This is a genomic window from Vogesella fluminis (genome assembly GCF_014652335.1).
Taxonomy (GTDB): domain Bacteria; phylum Pseudomonadota; class Gammaproteobacteria; order Burkholderiales; family Chromobacteriaceae; genus Vogesella; species Vogesella fluminis.
In genome coordinates this window covers 64,741-83,161 of record NZ_BMYP01000008.1, presented here as the reverse complement: position 1 = coordinate 83,161, position 18,421 = coordinate 64,741, and the positions used below count along the sequence as shown (strand labels likewise).

The 18,421-nt window shown below is 65.2% G+C and carries 15 protein-coding genes; 9 read left to right on the top strand and 6 right to left on the bottom strand.

Annotation, left to right across the window (positions count from 1 at the left end; genetic code table 11):
- Positions 1-28: 28 nt before the first annotated feature.
- The 5 genes from IE083_RS04605 to IE083_RS04585 form a co-directional block, all read right to left on the bottom strand.
- A complete protein-coding gene (locus tag IE083_RS04605; RefSeq protein WP_189352453.1) occupies positions 29-1,042 on the bottom strand; it encodes a Gfo/Idh/MocA family oxidoreductase in 1,014 nt (337 codons plus the stop codon).
- A 141-nt stretch (positions 1,043-1,183) separates the two neighbouring features.
- Positions 1,184-2,170 (bottom strand): inositol 2-dehydrogenase, encoded by a 987-nt coding sequence (gene iolG / locus IE083_RS04600; protein ID WP_189352452.1) that lies wholly within the window; start codon positions 2,168-2,170, stop codon positions 1,184-1,186.
- Between the two features lie 224 nt (positions 2,171-2,394).
- Positions 2,395-3,408: a bifunctional inositol 2-dehydrogenase/D-chiro-inositol 1-dehydrogenase gene (iolG, locus tag IE083_RS04595; RefSeq protein ID WP_189352451.1), complete on the bottom strand. Its 1,014-nt coding sequence runs from the start codon at positions 3,406-3,408 to the stop codon at positions 2,395-2,397.
- Positions 3,409-3,497: 89 nt separating this feature from the next.
- Positions 3,498-4,316 (bottom strand): TIM barrel protein, encoded by an 819-nt coding sequence (locus tag IE083_RS04590; RefSeq protein ID WP_189352450.1) that lies wholly within the window; start codon positions 4,314-4,316, stop codon positions 3,498-3,500.
- 153 nt (positions 4,317-4,469) lie between these two features.
- Positions 4,470-5,369 (bottom strand): sugar phosphate isomerase/epimerase family protein, encoded by a 900-nt coding sequence (locus IE083_RS04585; RefSeq protein ID WP_189352449.1) that lies wholly within the window; start codon positions 5,367-5,369, stop codon positions 4,470-4,472.
- Positions 5,370-5,586: 217 nt separating this feature from the next.
- On the opposite strand from IE083_RS04585, the gene IE083_RS04580 reads away from it, so the two are divergent.
- From IE083_RS04580 to IE083_RS04555, 6 genes are all read left to right on the top strand, one after another.
- Positions 5,587-6,639: a LacI family DNA-binding transcriptional regulator gene (locus IE083_RS04580; protein ID WP_189352448.1), complete on the top strand. Its 1,053-nt coding sequence runs from the start codon at positions 5,587-5,589 to the stop codon at positions 6,637-6,639.
- 162 nt (positions 6,640-6,801) lie between these two features.
- Complete coding sequence (gene iolD, locus IE083_RS04575) at positions 6,802-8,658, top strand: 3D-(3,5/4)-trihydroxycyclohexane-1,2-dione acylhydrolase (decyclizing) (RefSeq protein ID WP_229799604.1); 1,857 nt, start codon at positions 6,802-6,804, stop codon at positions 8,656-8,658.
- 341 nt (positions 8,659-8,999) lie between these two features.
- Positions 9,000-9,938 (top strand): sugar ABC transporter substrate-binding protein, encoded by a 939-nt coding sequence (locus IE083_RS04570; RefSeq protein WP_189352446.1) that lies wholly within the window; start codon positions 9,000-9,002, stop codon positions 9,936-9,938.
- 58 nt (positions 9,939-9,996) lie between these two features.
- Positions 9,997-11,544: a sugar ABC transporter ATP-binding protein gene (locus tag IE083_RS04565; RefSeq protein ID WP_189352445.1), complete on the top strand. Its 1,548-nt coding sequence runs from the start codon at positions 9,997-9,999 to the stop codon at positions 11,542-11,544.
- A 79-nt stretch (positions 11,545-11,623) separates the two neighbouring features.
- On the top strand, positions 11,624-12,649 hold the full coding sequence (locus tag IE083_RS04560) for an ABC transporter permease (protein ID WP_189352444.1): 1,026 nt from the start codon (positions 11,624-11,626) through the stop codon (positions 12,647-12,649).
- A 112-nt stretch (positions 12,650-12,761) separates the two neighbouring features.
- Complete coding sequence (locus IE083_RS04555; protein WP_189352443.1) at positions 12,762-13,676, top strand: DMT family transporter; 915 nt, start codon at positions 12,762-12,764, stop codon at positions 13,674-13,676.
- Here the strand turns inward: IE083_RS04555 and IE083_RS04550 are convergent.
- A complete protein-coding gene (locus IE083_RS04550; RefSeq protein WP_229799603.1) occupies positions 13,606-14,442 on the bottom strand; it encodes a MurR/RpiR family transcriptional regulator in 837 nt (278 codons plus the stop codon). The genes IE083_RS04555 and IE083_RS04550 overlap by 71 nt on opposite strands.
- A gap of 258 nt (positions 14,443-14,700) precedes the next feature.
- Here IE083_RS04550 and IE083_RS04545 point away from each other — a divergent pair, with 258 nt between their 5' ends.
- The 3 genes from IE083_RS04545 to iolB are packed head-to-tail and all read left to right on the top strand — an operon-like array spanning position 14,701 to position 18,394.
- Positions 14,701-16,644: a bifunctional 5-dehydro-2-deoxygluconokinase/5-dehydro-2-deoxyphosphogluconate aldolase gene (locus IE083_RS04545; protein WP_189352441.1), complete on the top strand. Its 1,944-nt coding sequence runs from the start codon at positions 14,701-14,703 to the stop codon at positions 16,642-16,644.
- 41 nt (positions 16,645-16,685) lie between these two features.
- Positions 16,686-17,600, top strand: a complete 915-nt coding sequence (gene iolE / locus IE083_RS04540; RefSeq protein ID WP_189352440.1) for a myo-inosose-2 dehydratase — start codon at positions 16,686-16,688, stop codon at positions 17,598-17,600.
- Positions 17,597-18,394: a 5-deoxy-glucuronate isomerase gene (gene iolB / locus IE083_RS04535; RefSeq protein WP_189352439.1), complete on the top strand. Its 798-nt coding sequence runs from the start codon at positions 17,597-17,599 to the stop codon at positions 18,392-18,394. The genes iolE and iolB overlap by 4 nt, the downstream gene beginning before the upstream one ends.
- The last annotated feature ends 27 nt before the right edge of the window (positions 18,395-18,421 follow it).

The following is an 18,421-nucleotide window of genomic DNA, read 5'->3' as shown; positions in this document are numbered from 1 at the left end:
CTGGCGGGCGTTTTGCGTGCCAGCGTGCTTACAGGCTGACCGCCTCGCCGCTGCGGAAGGCCTGGGTGATGGCGAGGCCGATACGGGTAGCCTCGCGTGCGTCGGCCAGGGTCACCGGCGACGGGCGGTTGTCGCGAATGGTGTCGACGAACACCTGCGCCTCGGTGACGAAAGCGTCGGCAAAGCGCTGGTAGAAGTCCTGCACGCACTCGTTGCGCACGCCGTGCGTGTCGCTGATCTCCACCCGGTTGGCACGCGGGTTGGCGCCCACGCTGAGGCGGCCTGCGCTGGCGAAGATCTCGGTCAGCGTCTCGTGGCCGTGCGCCTGGGTGCGCGAGGCGTAGAAGCAGGCCAGCTGGCCGCCCTCGAACTCGCACATCGCCACGCCGTTGTCCACGTCCTGATGCTCGGCCAGCGCCGGGTGCCGCGCATTGGTGCCGGTGGCCCACACCCGTTTCGGTTGCGGATTGCCCAGCAGCCAGCGCGCCAAGTCGATGTCGTGGATGCTGCAATCCATGAAAATGCCGCCGCTGCTGGCAGAGAAATGCACGAAGAAGCCGCTCTCGTCGTTGCGGTCGCAGGTTTGCGAGCGCAGCAGGTAGGGGCGGCCGACGCTGCCGGCGGCCAGCTTGGCGGCGGCGTCGCGGTAGCTGGCGTCGAAGCGGCGCACGAAGCCGATCATCACCTTCAGCTGCGGGTGGCGCGCGGCTTCTGCTTCCACCGCCAGGCAGTCTTCCACGTTCAGCGCCAGCGGCTTTTCGCAGAACACGTGCTTGCCGGCCTTGAGCGCGGTGATGATCTGTTCCGCGTGCAGCGAGGTAGGGGTGACCAGGAACACGGCATCGACGTCCGCATTGGCCAGCACCTCGGCGTAGTCGGCATACAGCGCCACGCCGGGCAGGGCGGTGGCGGCCCAGTCGCGCTCCTCGGCCACCGGGCTGCAGGCGGCGGTCAGCTCGGCATGGTGGGTTTGTTGCAGGTTGGCCGCATGGCGGCGGCCGAGACGGCCGAGGCCGACGATGGCGATACGTACTGTGCTCACGGGGAGGTCCTTATTTGGGCGCCAATCCTGCTTGCGATAAAACCGGGGCTGCCGCTCCTATCGTCCTTCAGCGGCGATGCAGGCCGCTGTCACGCGGCAGTCCCGGGTTTGGCTGAGGTTGCAAGCAGGTTTGGCAATGATTTACAGGGCGATGATGCGGCCTTCCTGCCACGAGCGGGTGGCGGCGTCGGCCAGCTCCAGTGCCTTCACGCCGTCCTGCACCGTGGTGCGCGGCGTCTCGCCCTGGGTAATGACGCGGAAGAAGTGCGCCATCTCGCCGGCGTAGGCGGCCTGGTAGCGTTCCAGGAAGAAGTGCTCCGGCAGGTCGGTGGCCACCTGCTTGCTGCTGTAGGCGGTGACTTCGGTCGGACGGTGGTTGCCGGCCTGCAGCATGCCGAGGCTGCCCTGCACCTCGAAGCGCTGGTCGTAGCCGTAGGCGGCGCGGCGGGTGGTGTTGATCTGGCACAGGCGGCCGCTCCTGGTGCGCAGGGTCACCGCGGTGCAGTCGGCATCGCCGGCGTCGGCGATGGCCGGGTCGGTCAGCACGCTGGCGCTGGCGTGCACGCTTACCACTTCATCGGCCAGAATCCAGCGGCAGATGTCGAAGTCGTGAATCAGCATGTCCTTGAAGATGCCGCCGGAGCGCTTGATGTAGTCCACCGGCGGGGCGCCCGGGTCGCGGCTGGTGACGATCAGCATTTCCGGGCTGCCGATCTCGCCGGCGTCGATGCGCGCCTTCACCGCGGCAAAGGTCGGGTCGTAGCGGCGCTGGAAGCCGATCAGGCACGGCACCTTGGCCGCAGCCACCGCGGCGGCGCAGTCGCGGGCGCGGGCCAGGTCGAGATCGACCGGTTTTTCGCAGAAGATGGCCTTGCCGGCGGCGGCGGCGCGCAGGATCAGCTCGGCATGGGTGTCGGTGCTGCTGGCAATCACCACGGCGCCGACGCTGGCGTCATTCAGCGCGGTATCGGTGTCGGTGACGCTGGCGCCGTATTGTTCGGCCAGTGCGGCGGCGGACGGTGCGTGGGTGTCCACCACGTATTTCAGGCGCACGCCTTGGTGCGCAAACAGGTTGGCCGCGTGAATCTTGCCGATACGGCCAGCGCCGAACAGGGCTACGTCGATCATGGTGGTCTCCGGGGGATTATCAGCCTCGCGCAGACCATTCTGCGCTGACACCCGTTGCGGGTGGGCCTGTGTTGTCAGCGCAGTATATGTTTAGAAATAAATTTCTCAAATAGTAATTTAATAGAAAAATTTGACCAGCTGTTTATTGTGCCTGCTACGCAACAGCGCACCGGCTGCCGCCACCCTGACAGGGGTCGTGCGGCAGCCGGCGGCTGTGTTTTCGCTTAGCGCGGGTAGAACGCCGGGCGTTCACCCATGCTGATGGCTTCGACCTGACGCGTTTCCTGTGCCTTGACGCAGGCATCAGCGGCTACAGCGGCGGCGTAGCCGTCCCAGGCAGACGGGCCGGTCAGCGCACCGTCGCGGATGCCGTTGATGAAGCCCTGCAGCTCCACGTCGTAGGCGTCGATGAAGCGCTGTTTCCAGTCGGTGAGGATGGTGGTGCCCAGCCGCGCTTCGCTGCGCAGTAGCACGCTGGCCGGCTCCGGCAGGTTGGCCACGCCGCTTTCACCCACTACCGAGCACTGGATGTCGTAGCCGTACTGGCAGTTGACGAAGATTTCCACGTCGATGCGCACACCGCGGCTGGTTTCCAGCAGCACGATCTGCGGGTCTGCCAGGTGCGAGCTGGCGTGGCTGGTCTTGCGCGGGAACACCACCTGGGCGGACACGTAGTCGTCGTCCAGCAGCCAGCGAAGCACGTCCAGCTCATGGATCAGGGTGTCGGTGATCGCCATTGGCGTGGTGTAGCTGTCGCCCACGCTCGGGTTGCGGTGCGCGCAGTGCAGCATCAGCGGCGCGCCGATGCTGCCGCTGGTGATCACGTCTTTCAGCGCGCGGTAGCCGGCGTCGTACGGACGCATGAAACCGACCTGCACCAGGCGTTTGCCGTGGGCGATCTCGGCATCGACGATGCGGCGGCAGCCTTCGGCGGTCACCGCCAGCGGCTTCTCGCAGAACACCGGCTTGCCCTTGGCGATGGCGGCCAGCACGAATTCCTCGTGCGTCGGGCCCCAGGAGGTAACCAGCAGCGCCTGTACTGCCGGATCGGCCACCAGCGCGTGGGCATCGGTGTGCACGATGGCGTCCAGCTGGTAGCGTGCCACGGTGTCGCGCGCCTGTTGCGGGTTGATGTCGTTCACCGCCACCACGCGGGCGCCGGACAGCGCCTGGGTGATTCTGCGGATGTGGTCCTGGCCGATGGCACCGGTGCCGATGACGCCGATTTGCAAGGTCATGATCTGTTCTCTCTATGTAGTTGCTGGTGTTGTTGCGGTTGGGTCAAGGTTGGCCGCAGGGCTTGCGGCCAACCTTGTGCGGTTGCGGTTCAGCTCAGCGAGTGGCGGATGTAGTCCATGCTGCTGCGCAGCAGGGCTTCGCTGTCGCTGGCTTCCATGATCTCGGCGGCAAACGGCTCGAACGACACCACGCCGTCGTAGCCGCGCTGCAGCAGAATGGCCAGCTGGCGCAGGTTGCCCAGGCGGTCGGCATCGCCCACCAGCACGCGGTGGCCGTCGCGCATCTGGTTGTCGGCCAGTGCTGTCGATTCCACCCCGGAGATGTGCACCAGGCCGGTCAGCTCGGGGTAGAAAATGTCTTCACCGGACAGGTGGTGGTGGAAGGTGTCGTGCACCAGCTGGTAGTGGTGCTCGCCGGCGGCATCGAAAATCGCTTTCACCGCGTCGGACTTGCGGCGCAGCGAGCACTCCTCGAAGCCCAGCGGCTCCACCAGGCCGCTGATGCCGTGGTCGTCCAGAATCGGGCGCAGCTGCTGCAGCGCGTTTACCAGGTCGCGGTAACGCTCGCTGGCGCTGCGCTTGTCTTCCCAGCTGTTCAGCGGGCACATCACCAGCGCCTCGGCGCCGCAGTCGCGGGCGTAGGCGGCCAGTTTCACCGCACGCGCCTGCAGGTCGGCATCAAACACATCGAACGGGTACAGCGCGTTGATGGAGCGGATGCGGATATTGGCGGCCTGCGCGGCGTCGCGGATGGCGGCCGGACTGGTGCCGTCGCTGATCTCCACGCCGTTCAGGTCGTTGCGGATCTCGATGGTGGACACGCCCAGGCGCTGGCACATGGCCAGGTAGTCGTGGAACGACAGGCGCGGTGCGCTGATGCGGTTGATGGCAAAGTCGATGCGGCTCATGGTTGATGTCTCCTTCTGGTTTTTTAGGCAAAGCGGGGCCCGCCCCGCGGCAGGCGCGGGGAGGCAGAAAAACAGAGCACTGCTCACAAAACCTAATGCAATGGCTGAGGCAAGGCGGCGCAACGCAGCATCAGGGGGGTTGTGAGTGGTGCCTTAGCGCTGGTACTTGTCGAGGTAGCGCTGGATCTCCTGGCGCATGAAGCGGGAGGATTCGTCGGCGCGTTCTTCCCAGGCGAACACGCAGGACGACAGCACGCCGTCGAAGCCGATGTCGGCCAGGGTGGCGAAAAACACCTCCCAGTCGATCTCGCCCTGGCCGATGTCCAGGTGCTGGTGCACGCGGATATGGCTGGAACCCGGCGGGTTGACGATGTAGCGCAGCTGCGAGCTGGCCTTGTGGTTGAAGGTGTCGGCCACGCGCACATGCGCCAGCACCGGGGCGGCCTCGCGCAGCATGGCGGCCATGTCGTCGCCGTAATAGAAGGTGTGCGGGGCGATGTAGGACAGCTTGACGTTGGCCGAACCGAGCACGCGCACGATGTCCAGCGCCGGGGCCAGCGTCTCCACCCAGTCTTCCGGGTGCGGCTCCACCGACAGGGTGATGCCTTCGCGTTCGAATATCGGCACCAGCTCTTCCATCGAACGCCACCAGGCGGCCTCGCACATTTCGCGGGTGTTGGCGCCGGCGCCCTGGCCGACCGAACGCTCCGGCGAGGCGCCACGGCCGAATTCGGAAATCATCAACCGGCAGTCCATTTCCACCGCCACTTCAATGGCCTTCTTCCAGCACTTCAGCGCCCACTGGCGCTCGTCCTCGACCGGGCTGGCCCAGCGATACATCGGCTGCAGGGTGGCCAGACCAACACCATGCTCGCGCAGCGCGCGCTTGAACTCGGCGATGCGGCCGGAGTGGGCGCGCGGCATCACCCACCAGTCGAGGAAGTCGGCACGGGGCGACAGCTCGATCTGGTCATAGCCCAGCTCGGCGGTTTTCTGCACCAGCGCCGGCAGGCTGAGGTGGCGGTGCATGTAGGGGTCGAGTGCAAGTTTCATGATGATCTCCTCCGGTTTTTAGTGTTGGCCGCACCCTGTGTCGGGGGCTGGTGTTGGCTAAATCTAGAGGTCGTCAACAGAAATGGCAGCACTGTTGTTGACGATAAATCGTCAATATGGGATTAAGCTGACGGCCAGCGCGGCAGGATGATGCTGACGCCGCCGCCCGGCTGTGCCGCACTGCTGCCGGCCAGCTGTTACCGTTACGGAGCCATAGATGGACAGTTCCCCTCGCCGCAAGAAAACCGCGCGTTTTGTCGAGATTGCGGCATTGGCCGGTGTCAGCGTCGCCACCGTGGACCGGGTGCTGAACGAGCGCGGCAGCGTGTCGGCGCGGGCGCGGGCGCAAGTGGTGGCGGCGGCGCGGCAGCTGGGCGTGCCGCGGCTGTTGCCGGACACCCGCCACGGGCTGATCCACATCGACATCGTGTTGCCGGACAACCGCTCGCCATTCTTCCTGCGCCTCAATCAGGCGCTGCAGCGCGGGGTGGCGATGCTGGACAAGCGGCTGGTGGTGCACCGGCTGTGGACGCCGGATCAGGACGAGGCGGCGCTGCTGCGCGCCATCACCCAGCGCCGTCATCAGCGCCAGGCGCTGATCGTGGCGGCGCCGGATACGCCGGCGGTGCGGGCGGCGCTGCAGCAGGCGCGCGCGCGTGGCGAGCACATCGCGCTGGTGGTGACACGGGTGGACGAGGTGGCGGGCGCCTGTTATGTCGGCATCGACAACTACGCCGCCGGCCGCACTGCCGGCTATCTGCTGGGGCGGCTGTGCCGCAAGGTTGGCCGCATCCTGCTGTTGAGTAGCCGCCGCGACTACCGTGGCCATATCGAGCGCAGCAGCGGTTGCCGCGATGTGCTGGCAGCGCAGTTTCCCGAGCTGGAATGCGATGCCCGCAGCAGCGAAACCCACGACGACCCGGACAAGTGCTACTGGGCGGTGAGCCAGGCCTTCCAGCGCGGCGACGTGATCGCCGGTATCTACAATACCGGGGCCGGCTCGCCCGGCATCGAGGCCGCGCTGCGCCGCTTCGCGCTGGACAAGGTGTGCTGGGTGACGCACGAGATTTCCGACGACCACCGTCTGTATATGCAGCAGGGGCTGCTGGATGTGGTGATCGATCAGGACCCGGACACGCAGGCCATCCGCGCGCTGCAGCATGTGCTGGCTGCGCTGGAGATGGCGCCGGCGGATGCCTCCGTCTCGCTGGCTGGCGAGTTCCGGCTGTATCTGCCGGAGAACATGGGGCAGCAGCCGTATCTGGGCTGATGGCTGACATAGGCGCAATCGACGTTGCGAAATTAATTTCTATCAATTTAAATTTAAGAAAATATTTTGCAAAAAGGCGCCGTTCCTATATCGTGAGCAGGTAGCCGCACGCTGACGGCGGCGTAACGGCCCACGGCAGGCCGCATGGACAAGGAGACAAAGGTGAAGACAGTACGCTTGACGGTGGCCCAGGCGCTGGTGCGCTATCTGGCCGCGCAGTATGTGGTGGCCGAAGACGGCACGCGTGAGCAGCTTTTTGGCGGGGTGTGGGCGATTTTCGGCCACGGCAACGTGGCGGGTCTCGGCGAGGCGCTGTACGCGATGCGCGATGCGCTGCCCACCTTCCGCGCCCACAACGAGCAGGGCATGGCGCTGGCTGCCGCTGCCTATGCCAAGGCGCACTTCCGCCGCCGCATGATGGCGGTGACCACCTCGATCGGCCCCGGCTGCAACAACCTGGTGACCGCCGCGGCCACCGCGCACGTCAACCGCCTGCCGATGCTGCTGTTGCCGGGCGACATCTTCATCACCCGCGCACCGGACCCGGTGCTGCAGCAGGTGGAAGACTTCCACGACGGCGGCGTCTCCGCCGCCGACACCCTGCGCCCGGTGTCGCGCTATTTCGACCGCATCGTGGTACCGGAGCAGCTGCTGACCGCGCTGCCGCGTGCCATTGCCTACCTCACCGACCCGGCGCTGTGCGGCCCGGTGACGCTGGCGCTGCCGCAGGACGTGCAGGCGCTGGCGCATGACTGGCCGGAATCGTTCTTTAACGAACGTACCATCCGCTTCCGCCAGCCGCCGGCCGAGGCCGCCGAAGTGGCGGAACTGGCCGCGATCCTGAAAAACGCCAAGCGGCCGCTGATCGTCACCGGCGGCGGCGTGCTGTACAGCCAGGGCGGGGTAGCCGCGCTGCGCCAGTTTGTCGACAGGCACGGTATTCCGGTGGGTGAGACCCACGGCGGCAAGGGTGCGCTGGCGTGGGATCACCCGCTGCTGGCCGGTTCCATCGGCGTCACCGGCTCGCCGGCGGCCAACGCGCTGGCACAGGACGCCGACGTGGTGCTGGCGGTCGGCACCCGGCTGCAGGATTTCACCACCGGCTCGCACACGCTGTACGCGCAGGCCAAACTGCTGTCGATCAACGTCAATACTTTTGATGCCATCAAGTGGGGCGGCTGCAGCATCCAGGCTGACGCCACGGCCGGCCTGACGGCACTCTCTGCCGCGCTGGGTGACTGGCACAGCGAGGCGGCGTGGGACACGCAGGCGCGGCGGCTGTGCGACGCCTGGCGTCGCCAGGTGGCGGAAATCGTGGTCAGCCCGCGTGCCGCGCTGCCGACCTACGCCGAAGCCATCGGCGCGGTGCAGGCCTCGGCGGCCGATTCCACCGCCAACGATATCGTGGTGTGCGCGGCGGGTACCTTGCCGGCCGAGCTGCACAAGCTGTGGCGCACCAGCCGTCCCGGTGGTTACCACATGGAATACGGCTACTCCTGCATGGGTTACGAAGTGGCCGGCGGGCTGGGCGCCAAGATGGCGCAGCCCGAGCGCGAGGTGATCGTGATGGTGGGCGACGGCAGCTACATGATGCTCAACAACGAGCTGGCCACCTCGGTGATGCTGGGGCACAAGATCATCGTGGTGCTGCTGGACAACGCCGGCTACGCCTGCATCAACCGTCTGCAGCAGGCCTGCGGCGGCGCGCAGTTCAACAATATGTACGAGCACTGCCTGACCGGGCCGGACGGCGCGCCGAGCATCGATTTCGAAATGAACGCCCGCTCGCTGGGCGCGGCGGCGGAAACGGTGCGCACGGTGGCGGAGCTGGAAGCGGCGATGCAGCGTGCGCGTGCATCGACGAAGAGCTATCTGATCAGCCTGCAGGTGGACGGCCCGCAGTGCACGCCGGAAGGCGGCAGCTGGTGGCAGGTGGGCATTCCGCAGGTGTCGGAGCGCAGCGAGGTGAACGCGGCACGCGACCGCTACGAGCAGGCAGTGCGGCAGCAGCGCGTCTGAGTGTGCGCCCGACCGTCGGCAGCCGACGGTCGTCTTGCCCCGGAACAGGGCCGCCCGGCGATGGGCGGCCCTCTTTTTTGTTGCGGCCAACCTTGCGGCACAAGGTTGGCCGCAAGTGTTTGCCGGGGTGGCGCGTACGCGGCCGGGTGTGGCTACTTTGTAGAAATAAATTTCTACTTGAATTTTTATGTGAAATTTTATTTGCAATTGTTGGCGGCAGCACTTATCGTAGCAATACGGATTTGGCAATGCGGGTTTGCCGAAGACGCTGCCGGGCTTGCCTGCCGCCGGTACGGCAATCACCGGCCCGGTAGCAAATCAAAAACACAGGAGACACACCGATGAAACGTATTACCAAGCTTGCTGGTTCTGCCGTATTCGTTGCACTGGCCACCGCCGCCATGCCGGCCTCTGCCGCCAAGATCGGCGTCACCATGTCGGCCTTCGACGACAACTTCCTGACCGTTGTGCGCAACAGCATGAAGGCCCATGCCGGCAGCCAGAAGGATGTCAGCGTCCAGTTCGAAGATGCGCAGAACGACATCGGTCGCCAGATCTCCCAGGTTCAGAACTTCATCGCCCAGCGCGTGGATGCCATCGTGGTGAACGTGGTGGATACCGAAGTGACCCCGAAAATCACCAAGATGGTGTCGGCGGCCGGCATCCCGCTGGTGTATGTGAACCGCCTGCCGGCCGACCGCGTGCTGCCGGCCAAGGTGGCGTTCGTCGGTTCCAACGAGGTGGAGTCCGGCACCCTGCAGATGAAAGAGGTGTGCCGCCAGATGAACGGCAAGGGCAACATCGTGGTGATGATGGGTGACCTGTCCAACCAGGCTGCGCGCATGCGCACCAAGGACGTGGAAGACGTGATCGCCTCCCCGGCGTGCAAGGGCATCAAGATCGTGGAGAAGCAGACCGCCAAGTGGTCGCGCACCGAAGGCCGCGACCTGATGATGAACTGGCTCAGCGCCGGCGTGAAATTCGACGCGGTGGTGTCCAACAACGACGAGATGGCGCTGGGTGCCATCCAGGCGCTGAAATCCGCCAAGCGCCTGAACGGCACCATCGTCGCCGGCGTGGATGCCACCCGCGATGCGCTGACCGCGATGAAAGCGGGCGAGCTGAAGGTGACCGTGTTCCAGAATGCCGCCGGCCAGGGCCGCGGCGCCATCGACACCGCGCTGAAGCTTGGCCGCGGCGAGAAAATGCCCCCAATGAACTACATCCCGTTCGAGCTGGTGACCCCGGCCAACCTGAAGTCCTACGAAGCGCGTAACTGATTGTCTGTGTTGCCGCGGCGGGGGGGACCCGCCGCGGCGCTGCCAAGGAACACGAGTCATGCTGAGTTTAGCTCCAGAGAAAGTTGTCGCTGCCGGAGCCGCTGCCACACCGCAGCCGGAAGCGTCCCTGCTGATCGAAGTGGAAGGCGTGCGCAAGACGTTTCCGGGTGTGGTGGCGCTGGACAATGCCTCCTTCCGTCTGCGCCCGGGCACCGTGCACGCGCTGATGGGCGAGAACGGCGCCGGCAAATCCACGCTGATGAAAATCCTGGCCGGCGTGCAGCCGCCGGACAAGGGCGTGTTCCGCCTGCGTGGCCGCGACATCGTGCTGAAGTCGCCGCTGGATGCGCTGGAACACGGCATCGCCATGATCCATCAGGAACTGAACCTGATGCCGTACATGAGCGTGGCGGAAAACATCTGGATCCGCCGTGAGCCGCTGAACCGTCTGGGCATGGTCGATCACGGCCGCATGAACCAGATGACGCGCGAGCTGCTGCAACAGCTGTCCATCGAGCTGGACCCGGAAAGCAACATCATCGACCTGAGCATCTCGGCGCGCCAGATGGTGGAGATCGCCAAGGCGGTGTCCTACGACTCCGACGTGCTGATCATGGACGAGCCGACCTCGGCGCTGACCGAACACGAGGTGTTGCACCTGTTCCGCATCATTCGCGAGCTGCGCGCGGCGGGCAAGGGCATCATCTACATCACCCACAAGATGAACGAGCTGGCGGAGATCGCCGACGAAGTGACGGTCTTCCGCGACGGCCGCTACATCGGCTGCATGCAGACTGAACGGCTGGAACGCGACGAGATCATCCGCATGATGGTTGGCCGCGAGGTCACCGAGATGTTTCCCAAGGAAGCGGCCGAGATCGGCGGCGTGGCGCTGAAGGTACAGGGCCTGACGCTGGACGGCGTGTTCAGCGACGTGAGCTTCGAGGTGCGCCAGGGCGAGATTCTCGGCGTCGCCGGCCTGATCGGCTCCGGCCGCAGCAATGTGGCGGAGACGCTGTTCGGGGTGACCCCGGCCAGCGCCGGCAGCATCACCGTATTCGGCAAGGAGGTGGCGGTCGATTCGCCGCAGGTGGCGATGGCACAGGGCATGGCCTTCCTCACCGAAGACCGCAAGGACACCGGCTGTTTCCTCAACCTCAGCATCCTGGAAAACATGCAGATTGCGGTGCTGAACGACGACCATGTGACCGCCGGCTTTGTACGCCAGAAGGCGATTGACCAGCTGTGCGAAAGCATGGCGGCGACGCTGCGGGTGAAGGCACCGGGGTTGTACGAGCGGGTGGAGAACCTGTCCGGCGGCAACCAGCAGAAGGTGCTGATCGGCCGCTGGCTGCTGACCAACCCGCGCATCCTGATCCTGGACGAACCGACCCGCGGCATCGACGTCGGTGCCAAGGCCGAGATCCACCGCCTGGTTTCCAAACTGGCGGGGCAGGGCGTGGCGGTGATCATGATCTCGTCGGAATTGCCGGAAGTGCTGGGCATGAGCGACCGCATCATGGTGATGCACGGCGGCCGGGTGACTGGCATCCTGGACCGCAGCGAGGCAGACCAGGTCAGCATCATGCAACTGGCCGCCCGCTAGGCGCGCCCGGCGCTGGCGAACGGCAACAGAAGTTACGCACTGCACGCAGTGCCACAAGACAAACATGGAGGATGGAACGATGGCTATCGCGAATATCGGCACGGTCGACAAGCTCGACAAAGGGCCGCTGGGCAAATTCAGGGTTCCTGCCGAAGCGCGGATTTTCATGGTGCTGCTCGGTGTGGCGCTGATTTTCGAAATCCTGGGCTGGTTCCTGGTCGGACAGAGCTTTCTTGCCAACAAGGAACGGCTGCTGGTGATGATCCTGCAGGTGTCGGTGATCGGCATCATCGCCGTCGGTGTGACCCAGATCATCATCATGGGCGGTATCGACCTGTCATCCGGCTCGGTGGTGGCGCTCACCGCCATGGTGTCGGCCAGTCTGGCGCAGACCTCGGAATTCGGCCGCGCGGTGTTCCCGTCGCTGACCGACCTGCCGATGGTGGTGCCGCTGCTGTCCGGCCTGGTGGTGGGGCTGGCTTGTGGCCTGCTCAACGGCTTCGTGATCGCCAAGACCGCGATCCCGCCGTTCATCGCCACCCTGGGCGTGATGGTGACCGCGCGCGGCCTGGCCAAGTGGTACACCGAAGGCGAGCCGATCAGCATGCTGTCCGACAGCTACGCCGAAATCGGCAGCGGCGTGACGCCGGTGCTGATCTTCCTCGGCGTGGCGGCGCTGTTCCACGTGATCCTCAGCTACACCCGCTACGGCAAGTACACCTACGCCATCGGCGCCAACCGCGCTGCGGCACGGGTGTCCGGCATCAACGTCAACAAGCATCTGGTGGTGGTGTACGCGGTGGCCGGACTGCTGTCCGGTCTTGCCGGGGTGGTGACTTCCGCCCGCGCCGTGTCCGGCCAGGCCGGCATGGGCATGATGTACGAGCTGGACGCGATCGCTGCGGCGGTGATCGGCGGCACCTCGCTCAATGGCGGCCTCGGCAAGATCACCGGCACCGTGATCGGCGTGCTGATCCTCGGGGTGGTGACCTCTGGCTTCACCTTCCTGCGCATCGACGCCTACTATCAGGAAATCGTCAAAGGTGTGATCATCGTGGTGGCGGTAGTGGCCGACCAGTATCGTCAGCGTCATCGTCGCAGCTGATCGTTTTTTCAAGGTTGGCCGCATTGCGGCCAACCTTGTACGCGGCCCGGGCTTCCCGGGCCTTTGTCATTGGTGCTCTCCGCCGCGGCGGGGTTTTTGCGGGTAAGTGTTCTTGGATCAGGCAAGGGTGGGTAAGGCGGTGGCGGATGCGGTGCTGCTACTGGTGACGTTGCTGGCGGCAACCGGCTGGCTATTTTCGAAACAGGTGTTGCAGCAGCTGCCGCCGCTGCTGTTCATGGGGCTGCGCTTCGGCACGGCCGGCCTGCTGCTGCTCTTGCTGAGCCGCTGGCGCGGCGCCGTGCTGCCGCGCCGGGCGTTGCGGCCAACCCTGGGCTGCGGCCTGCTGTTCGGGGTGTCGATGATGCTGTGGATCAAGGGGCTGCAGCACAGCAATAACCTTGGGGTGGCGGCCTTCATCTGTAGCATGGGGGTGGTGTTGGCGCCGTTTGCCAGTCGCCTGCTGCTGGGCACGCGCCTGAGCCGGGCGGCGTGGCTGTCGATGGCGCTGGCAGGCCTGGGCATGGCCTGCATGTCGCTGCGCGCCGGCGGCGGCCTGCACGCGTCGGACTGGCTGTTCCTGGCGTTCGCGCTGTGCTCCGCCGCCTGTCTCAGCCTCAATAGCCACTTCATGGCACGGGTGCCGGCGCTGCCGGCTACCGCGCTGCAGCTCATGATGGTGGGGGCGATGTGTCTGCTGGGGAGTGTGCTGAGTGAGGCGTGGTCGTGGCAGGCGCTGCTGGCCAGCGGGTACTGGCTGCTGGCCAGCATCCTCTTGGCGACCTGCCTGCGCTTTTTGTTGCAGAACTGGGGGCAGGGCAAGATGCCGATCGCCCGTGCCGCCTTCATCCTGCTGCTGGAGCCGGTGTGGACGGCTTTGCTGGCCAGCTGGTGGTTCGGTTCGGTGATGACGGGACAGCAGTGGCTAGGCGCCGGCCTGATCCTGGCCGCCATCCTGGTCAGTCGTCATAAGCCCCGGCGTCCTGCGTCTCTTCAATCACCAGTTCCAGCCGGTAAGACAGGGCAATGAACAGCGCCTGGCACAGGCTGATGGTGCTGCTCATTGAGCGGAAGGCGAAGGCGGTGCCTTCCTTGACCGTCAGCACGGTGCTGGCGTTGCGCGCCAGCGGGCTCATCTTGCTGTCGCTGATCACCAGCAGCTTGGCCTTGTTCTGTGCCGCCACGCGCGCGCAGTAGCGGGTCTCGCGGCCGTAGGGCTGGAAGCTGATCGCGATCATCAGGTCGTTTTCGCGGATGCTGCGCACCTGGTCGTGGTACATGCCGCCGAGGCCGGAGATCAGGTGCACCCGCTTCTGGGTGTGCTGCAGCGCGTAGCAGACGTAGGACGCGATCGGGAACATGCGGCGCACGCCGACCACGTAGATGTTTTCCGCCTTGTACAGCAGCTCCACCGCGGCGTCGATCGCCGCCGGGTCCAGCGACTGGCTCAGCTCCTCCAGCCCCTGCTGACAGGCGGAGAGAAAGCTCTGCGTCAGCTCGGTGTTGGACAGCGGCGTGTTCTGGCTGGCGATCACGGTGCGGATGCGCTTCTGGTAGCTGTTGACGTTGCCCTGCACCGGCGCGAACGAGTCGCGGAACAGCGCCTGCATGTCACTGAAACCGCTGAAGCCGAAACGTTGCGCAAAACGCACGATGGCGGATGGCTGCACCTCGCAGGCTTGGGCGATGTCGGTAATGCGCTCCAGCACCAGTGTGGTGCGGTGTTCCTCGATGTACTTGGCGATGACTTTTAGTTGCTTGCTGAGGCCTTCGTACTCTTCGGAAATGCGCTGCATGAGTTGATCGGCAGTGATTCCGTTGCTCATATGCTGTTTTGACCTTGTAGGTTGACCGCTACATCTTAAAACGAAAGCTGGTGTTTTGAAAAAAATATTTCAGAAATAAATTTCTAGTAGAAAATAAATACGAAAAAAAAGTTGCATTGATGGCGGGGCAGGATTAATCTTGTTGCAAGACAGTAGCCAACGGCGACACCCCTGCGCAGACGCCGGAGCCGGTGCCACTGACCTCCCGAAACCAACGGAATCGACACCATGCAAAACCAGACATCCTTTGCACCCGACCGTAACCTCGACGTGATTTGCCTGGGACGACTGGCAGTTGACCTGTACGCCCGCCAGCTGGGTGCACGTCTGGAAGATGTCAGCAGCCTGGCCAAGTACCTGGGCGGCTCGTCGGCCAATATCGCCTTCGGCACCGCCCGTCTGGGCTTGAAGTCGGCGATGCTGTCGCGGGTTGGCGACGAGCAGATGGGGCGCTTCCTGCTGGAAACGCTCACCCGTGAAGGTTGTGATGTCAGCCAGGTGAAGCTGGACAGCGAGCGCCTTACCGGTCTGGTGCTGCTGGGCATCAAGGATCGCGACACCTTTCCGCTCTTGTTCTACCGCGAGAACTGTGCCGACATGGCGCTGTGCGAAGACGACATCGACGAAGCCTTCATCGCCGGCAGCAAGAGTCTGCTGATTACCGGCACCCACCTGTCCACCGAGAAGGTCAACGCCGCCAGCCGCAAGGCGCTCGGCTTTGCCCGCAAGCACAATGTGCGTACCGTGCTGGACATCGACTACCGTCCGGTGCTGTGGGGCCTCACCGGCCGCGGCGATGGCGAGCAGCGTTTCATTGCCGACGATGGCGTAAGCAGCCACCTGCAATCGGTGCTGCCGCTGTTCGACCTGATCGTCGGCACCGAAGAAGAATTCCTGATCGCCGGCGGCAAGCCGGCGCTGCTGGACTGCCTGCAAGTGGTGCGCCAGCTGGCGCCGCAGGCAGTGCTGGTGGTCAAGCGCGGCCCGCTGGGCTGCGCGGTGATCACCGGCGACATCCCGGCCGACATCGACGACGCTTTCACCATCAGCGGTGCGCAGGTGGAAGTGATGAACGTGCTGGGCGCCGGCGATGCCTTCCTGTCCGGCTTTTTGTCGGTATGGCTGCGCGGCGGCGACTACGCCGATGCCTGCCGCACCGCCAATGCCTGCGGCGCGCTGGTAGTGTCGCGTCACGGCTGCTCGGTAGCGATGCCGACCCCGGCCGAACTGGATCACTTCCTTGGCCTGCCAGTGCCGCCGTTGCGTCCGGGCGACGATGCCACGCTGGCCCGCCTGCATCGCGTCAGCGTCAAGCGCCCGCACTGGGACAATCTGTGCGTGTTTGCCTTCGATCACCGCAACCAGTTTTTTGAGCTGGCGCGCCGCAACGGGGTGCCGGAAGGCCGCATCACCCGCCTGAAGGAACTGCTGGTGCAGGCGGTGGCCCAGACCGAGGAGGCCAACCAGCTGCAGGGCCGCATCGGCATCCTGGTGGATGACCGCTACGGTGAGGACGCCATGTACGCCGCCACCGGCCGCGGCTGGTGGATCGGCCGCCCGATCGAACTGCCGGGCTCCAACCCGCTGGAGTTCGACCACGGCCGCGCCATGGCGGCACGGCTGGAATTCTGGCCGCAGGAGCACATCATCAAGTGCCTGGTGCAGTACCACCCGGATGACGAAACAGGCAATCGCCTGGAGCAGGAAGCACAGGTACGCGCGGTGTATGAGATGGCGCGCATCAGCGGCCACGAACTGCTGCTGGAAGTGATTCCGTCCAGGAAACTGCCGCAGCAACCGGATACCGTGCTGCGCGCCATGAAGCGCTTCTACAACCTGGGCATCTACCCGGAATGGTGGAAGCTGGAGTCGATGAGCGCCGGGCAATGGTCTGCGGTGGATGCACTGCTGGAGGAGCGCGACCCGTACTGCCGCGGCGTGGTGTTGCTGGGACTGAACGCGCCGCTGGACGAGCTGCGCCGCGGCTTCGAGCAGGCGCGCGATGCCAGGAGCTGCCGCGGCTTCATGGTTGGCCGCACGCTGTTCCAGGAGCCGTCGCAGCGCTGGCTGTCCGGCGAGATCGACGATGCCGGCCTGATCGCCGCCGCCCGTCACAATTTTGAAACGCTGATCGACATCTGGCAGGCACAGCGCCGCCAGAGCCGGCGCTGAGCATTCCCCCCCCCCAATACAGACACGAGACGGACAACACTATGACTGCCACTTTCAAGGTACGCATCGGTATCAACCCGATTTCCTGGTGTAACGACGACCTGCCGTCGCTGGGCGGCGAAACGACGCTGGACACCATCCTGCGCGAAGGCAGCGAGATCGGTTACCAGGGCTTCGAGCTGGGCAACAAGTTTCCGCGCGACGCCGCCGCGCTGAAGGCGGTGCTGGCACCGTACGGCGTGGAATGCGTTTCCGGTTGGTACTCCGGCTATCTGGCCGAGCGCTCCGCCGAGGAAGAAATCGCCGCGGTGGAAGGGCATCTGAGTCTGCTGGTGGAAAGCGGCTGCCAAGTGATGGTGTATGGCGAGGTGGGCGGCTCCATCCAGGGCCAGATCGACACCGCGCTGTACAAGCGGCCAACCTTTACCAGCGAGGAAGCCTGGCAGCAGTATGCGGCCAGACTGAACCAGTTCGCCGCCCACCTGGCCTCGCGCGGCATCAAGTTGGCCTACCACCATCACATGGGGGCGTTCGTGGAAACGCCGGCCGATGTGGACAAACTGATGTCGCTGACCAGTCCGGAGGTGGGTCTGCTGTTCGATACCGGCCACATGTACTTTGCCGGTGGCGATCCGCTGACCGAGCTGAACAAGCACATCGACCGCGTGGTGCACGTGCACTGCAAGGACGTGCGCGCCGAGGTGCTGCGCCGCGCCCGCAACGGCAGCTGGAGCTTTTTGCAGTCGGTGCTCAACGGCGCCTTTACCGTGCCGGGCGACGGCGACATCCAGTTCGGGCCGATCCTCGCGCGTCTGGCGCAGCACGGCTACCAGGGCTGGCTGGTGGTGGAGGCGGAGCAGGACCCGACCATCGCGCCAAGCTACGAATACGCGCAGAAGGGTTTCCACACCCTGCAGGCGCTGGTTGCGGCCAACGTTCAGGAGGCGCGGCAATGAATCTGCTGGTGAAGGCGGACCAGGCAGGCAAGCCGCTGGTGGAGGTGACCCCGGCGTCGGCGGGCTGGGCCCATGTCGGTTTTCGTGCCGTCAGGTTGGCCGCACAGGAACGCGAAGTGTGGCAGCAGCCGGGCCGCGAGTGCTGCGTGGTGATTCTGGCCGGCAAGGCCAGCGTCAGGGTGGGCGAACAGCAGTGGACGCACCTGGGCGAGCGCCACAGCGTGTTCGACGACATGGCGCCGTACGCGGTATACGCGCCGCCGGGCGTGGCGGTGGAAGTGACGGCCGAGAGCGCTGCCGAAGTGGCGTTCTGCTCGGCGCCGTCCGCCGGCAACCATCCGGCACGGCTGATCACCCCGGATAGCATGCAGCGCAGCGTGCGCGGCAAGGACGCCAATACCCGCTACGTCACCGACATCCTGCCGCAGACCGCGCCGGCCGACGGCCTCTTGGTGGTGGAGGTGCGTACCCCATCCGGCCACTCGTCCAGCTACCCGCCGCACAAGCACGACCGCGACGCGCTGCCGGCAGAAAGCATTCTGGAAGAAACCTACTACCACCGGCTGAACCCGGCGCAGGGCTTTGCCTTCCAGCGCGTGTACACCGACGACCGCCGCATCGACCAGGCGATGGCGGTGGAAGACCACGACGTGGTGATGGTGCCGGAAGGCTACCACCCGGTATCCGTACCGTATGGCTATGAATCCTATTACCTCAACGTGATGGCCGGGCCGAAGCGCGAATGGTGCTTCAGCAACGATCCGGTGCACGAGTGGATCATTGCCAAGCCGTAAACCGACCGCCCACGATCCCGGAACATG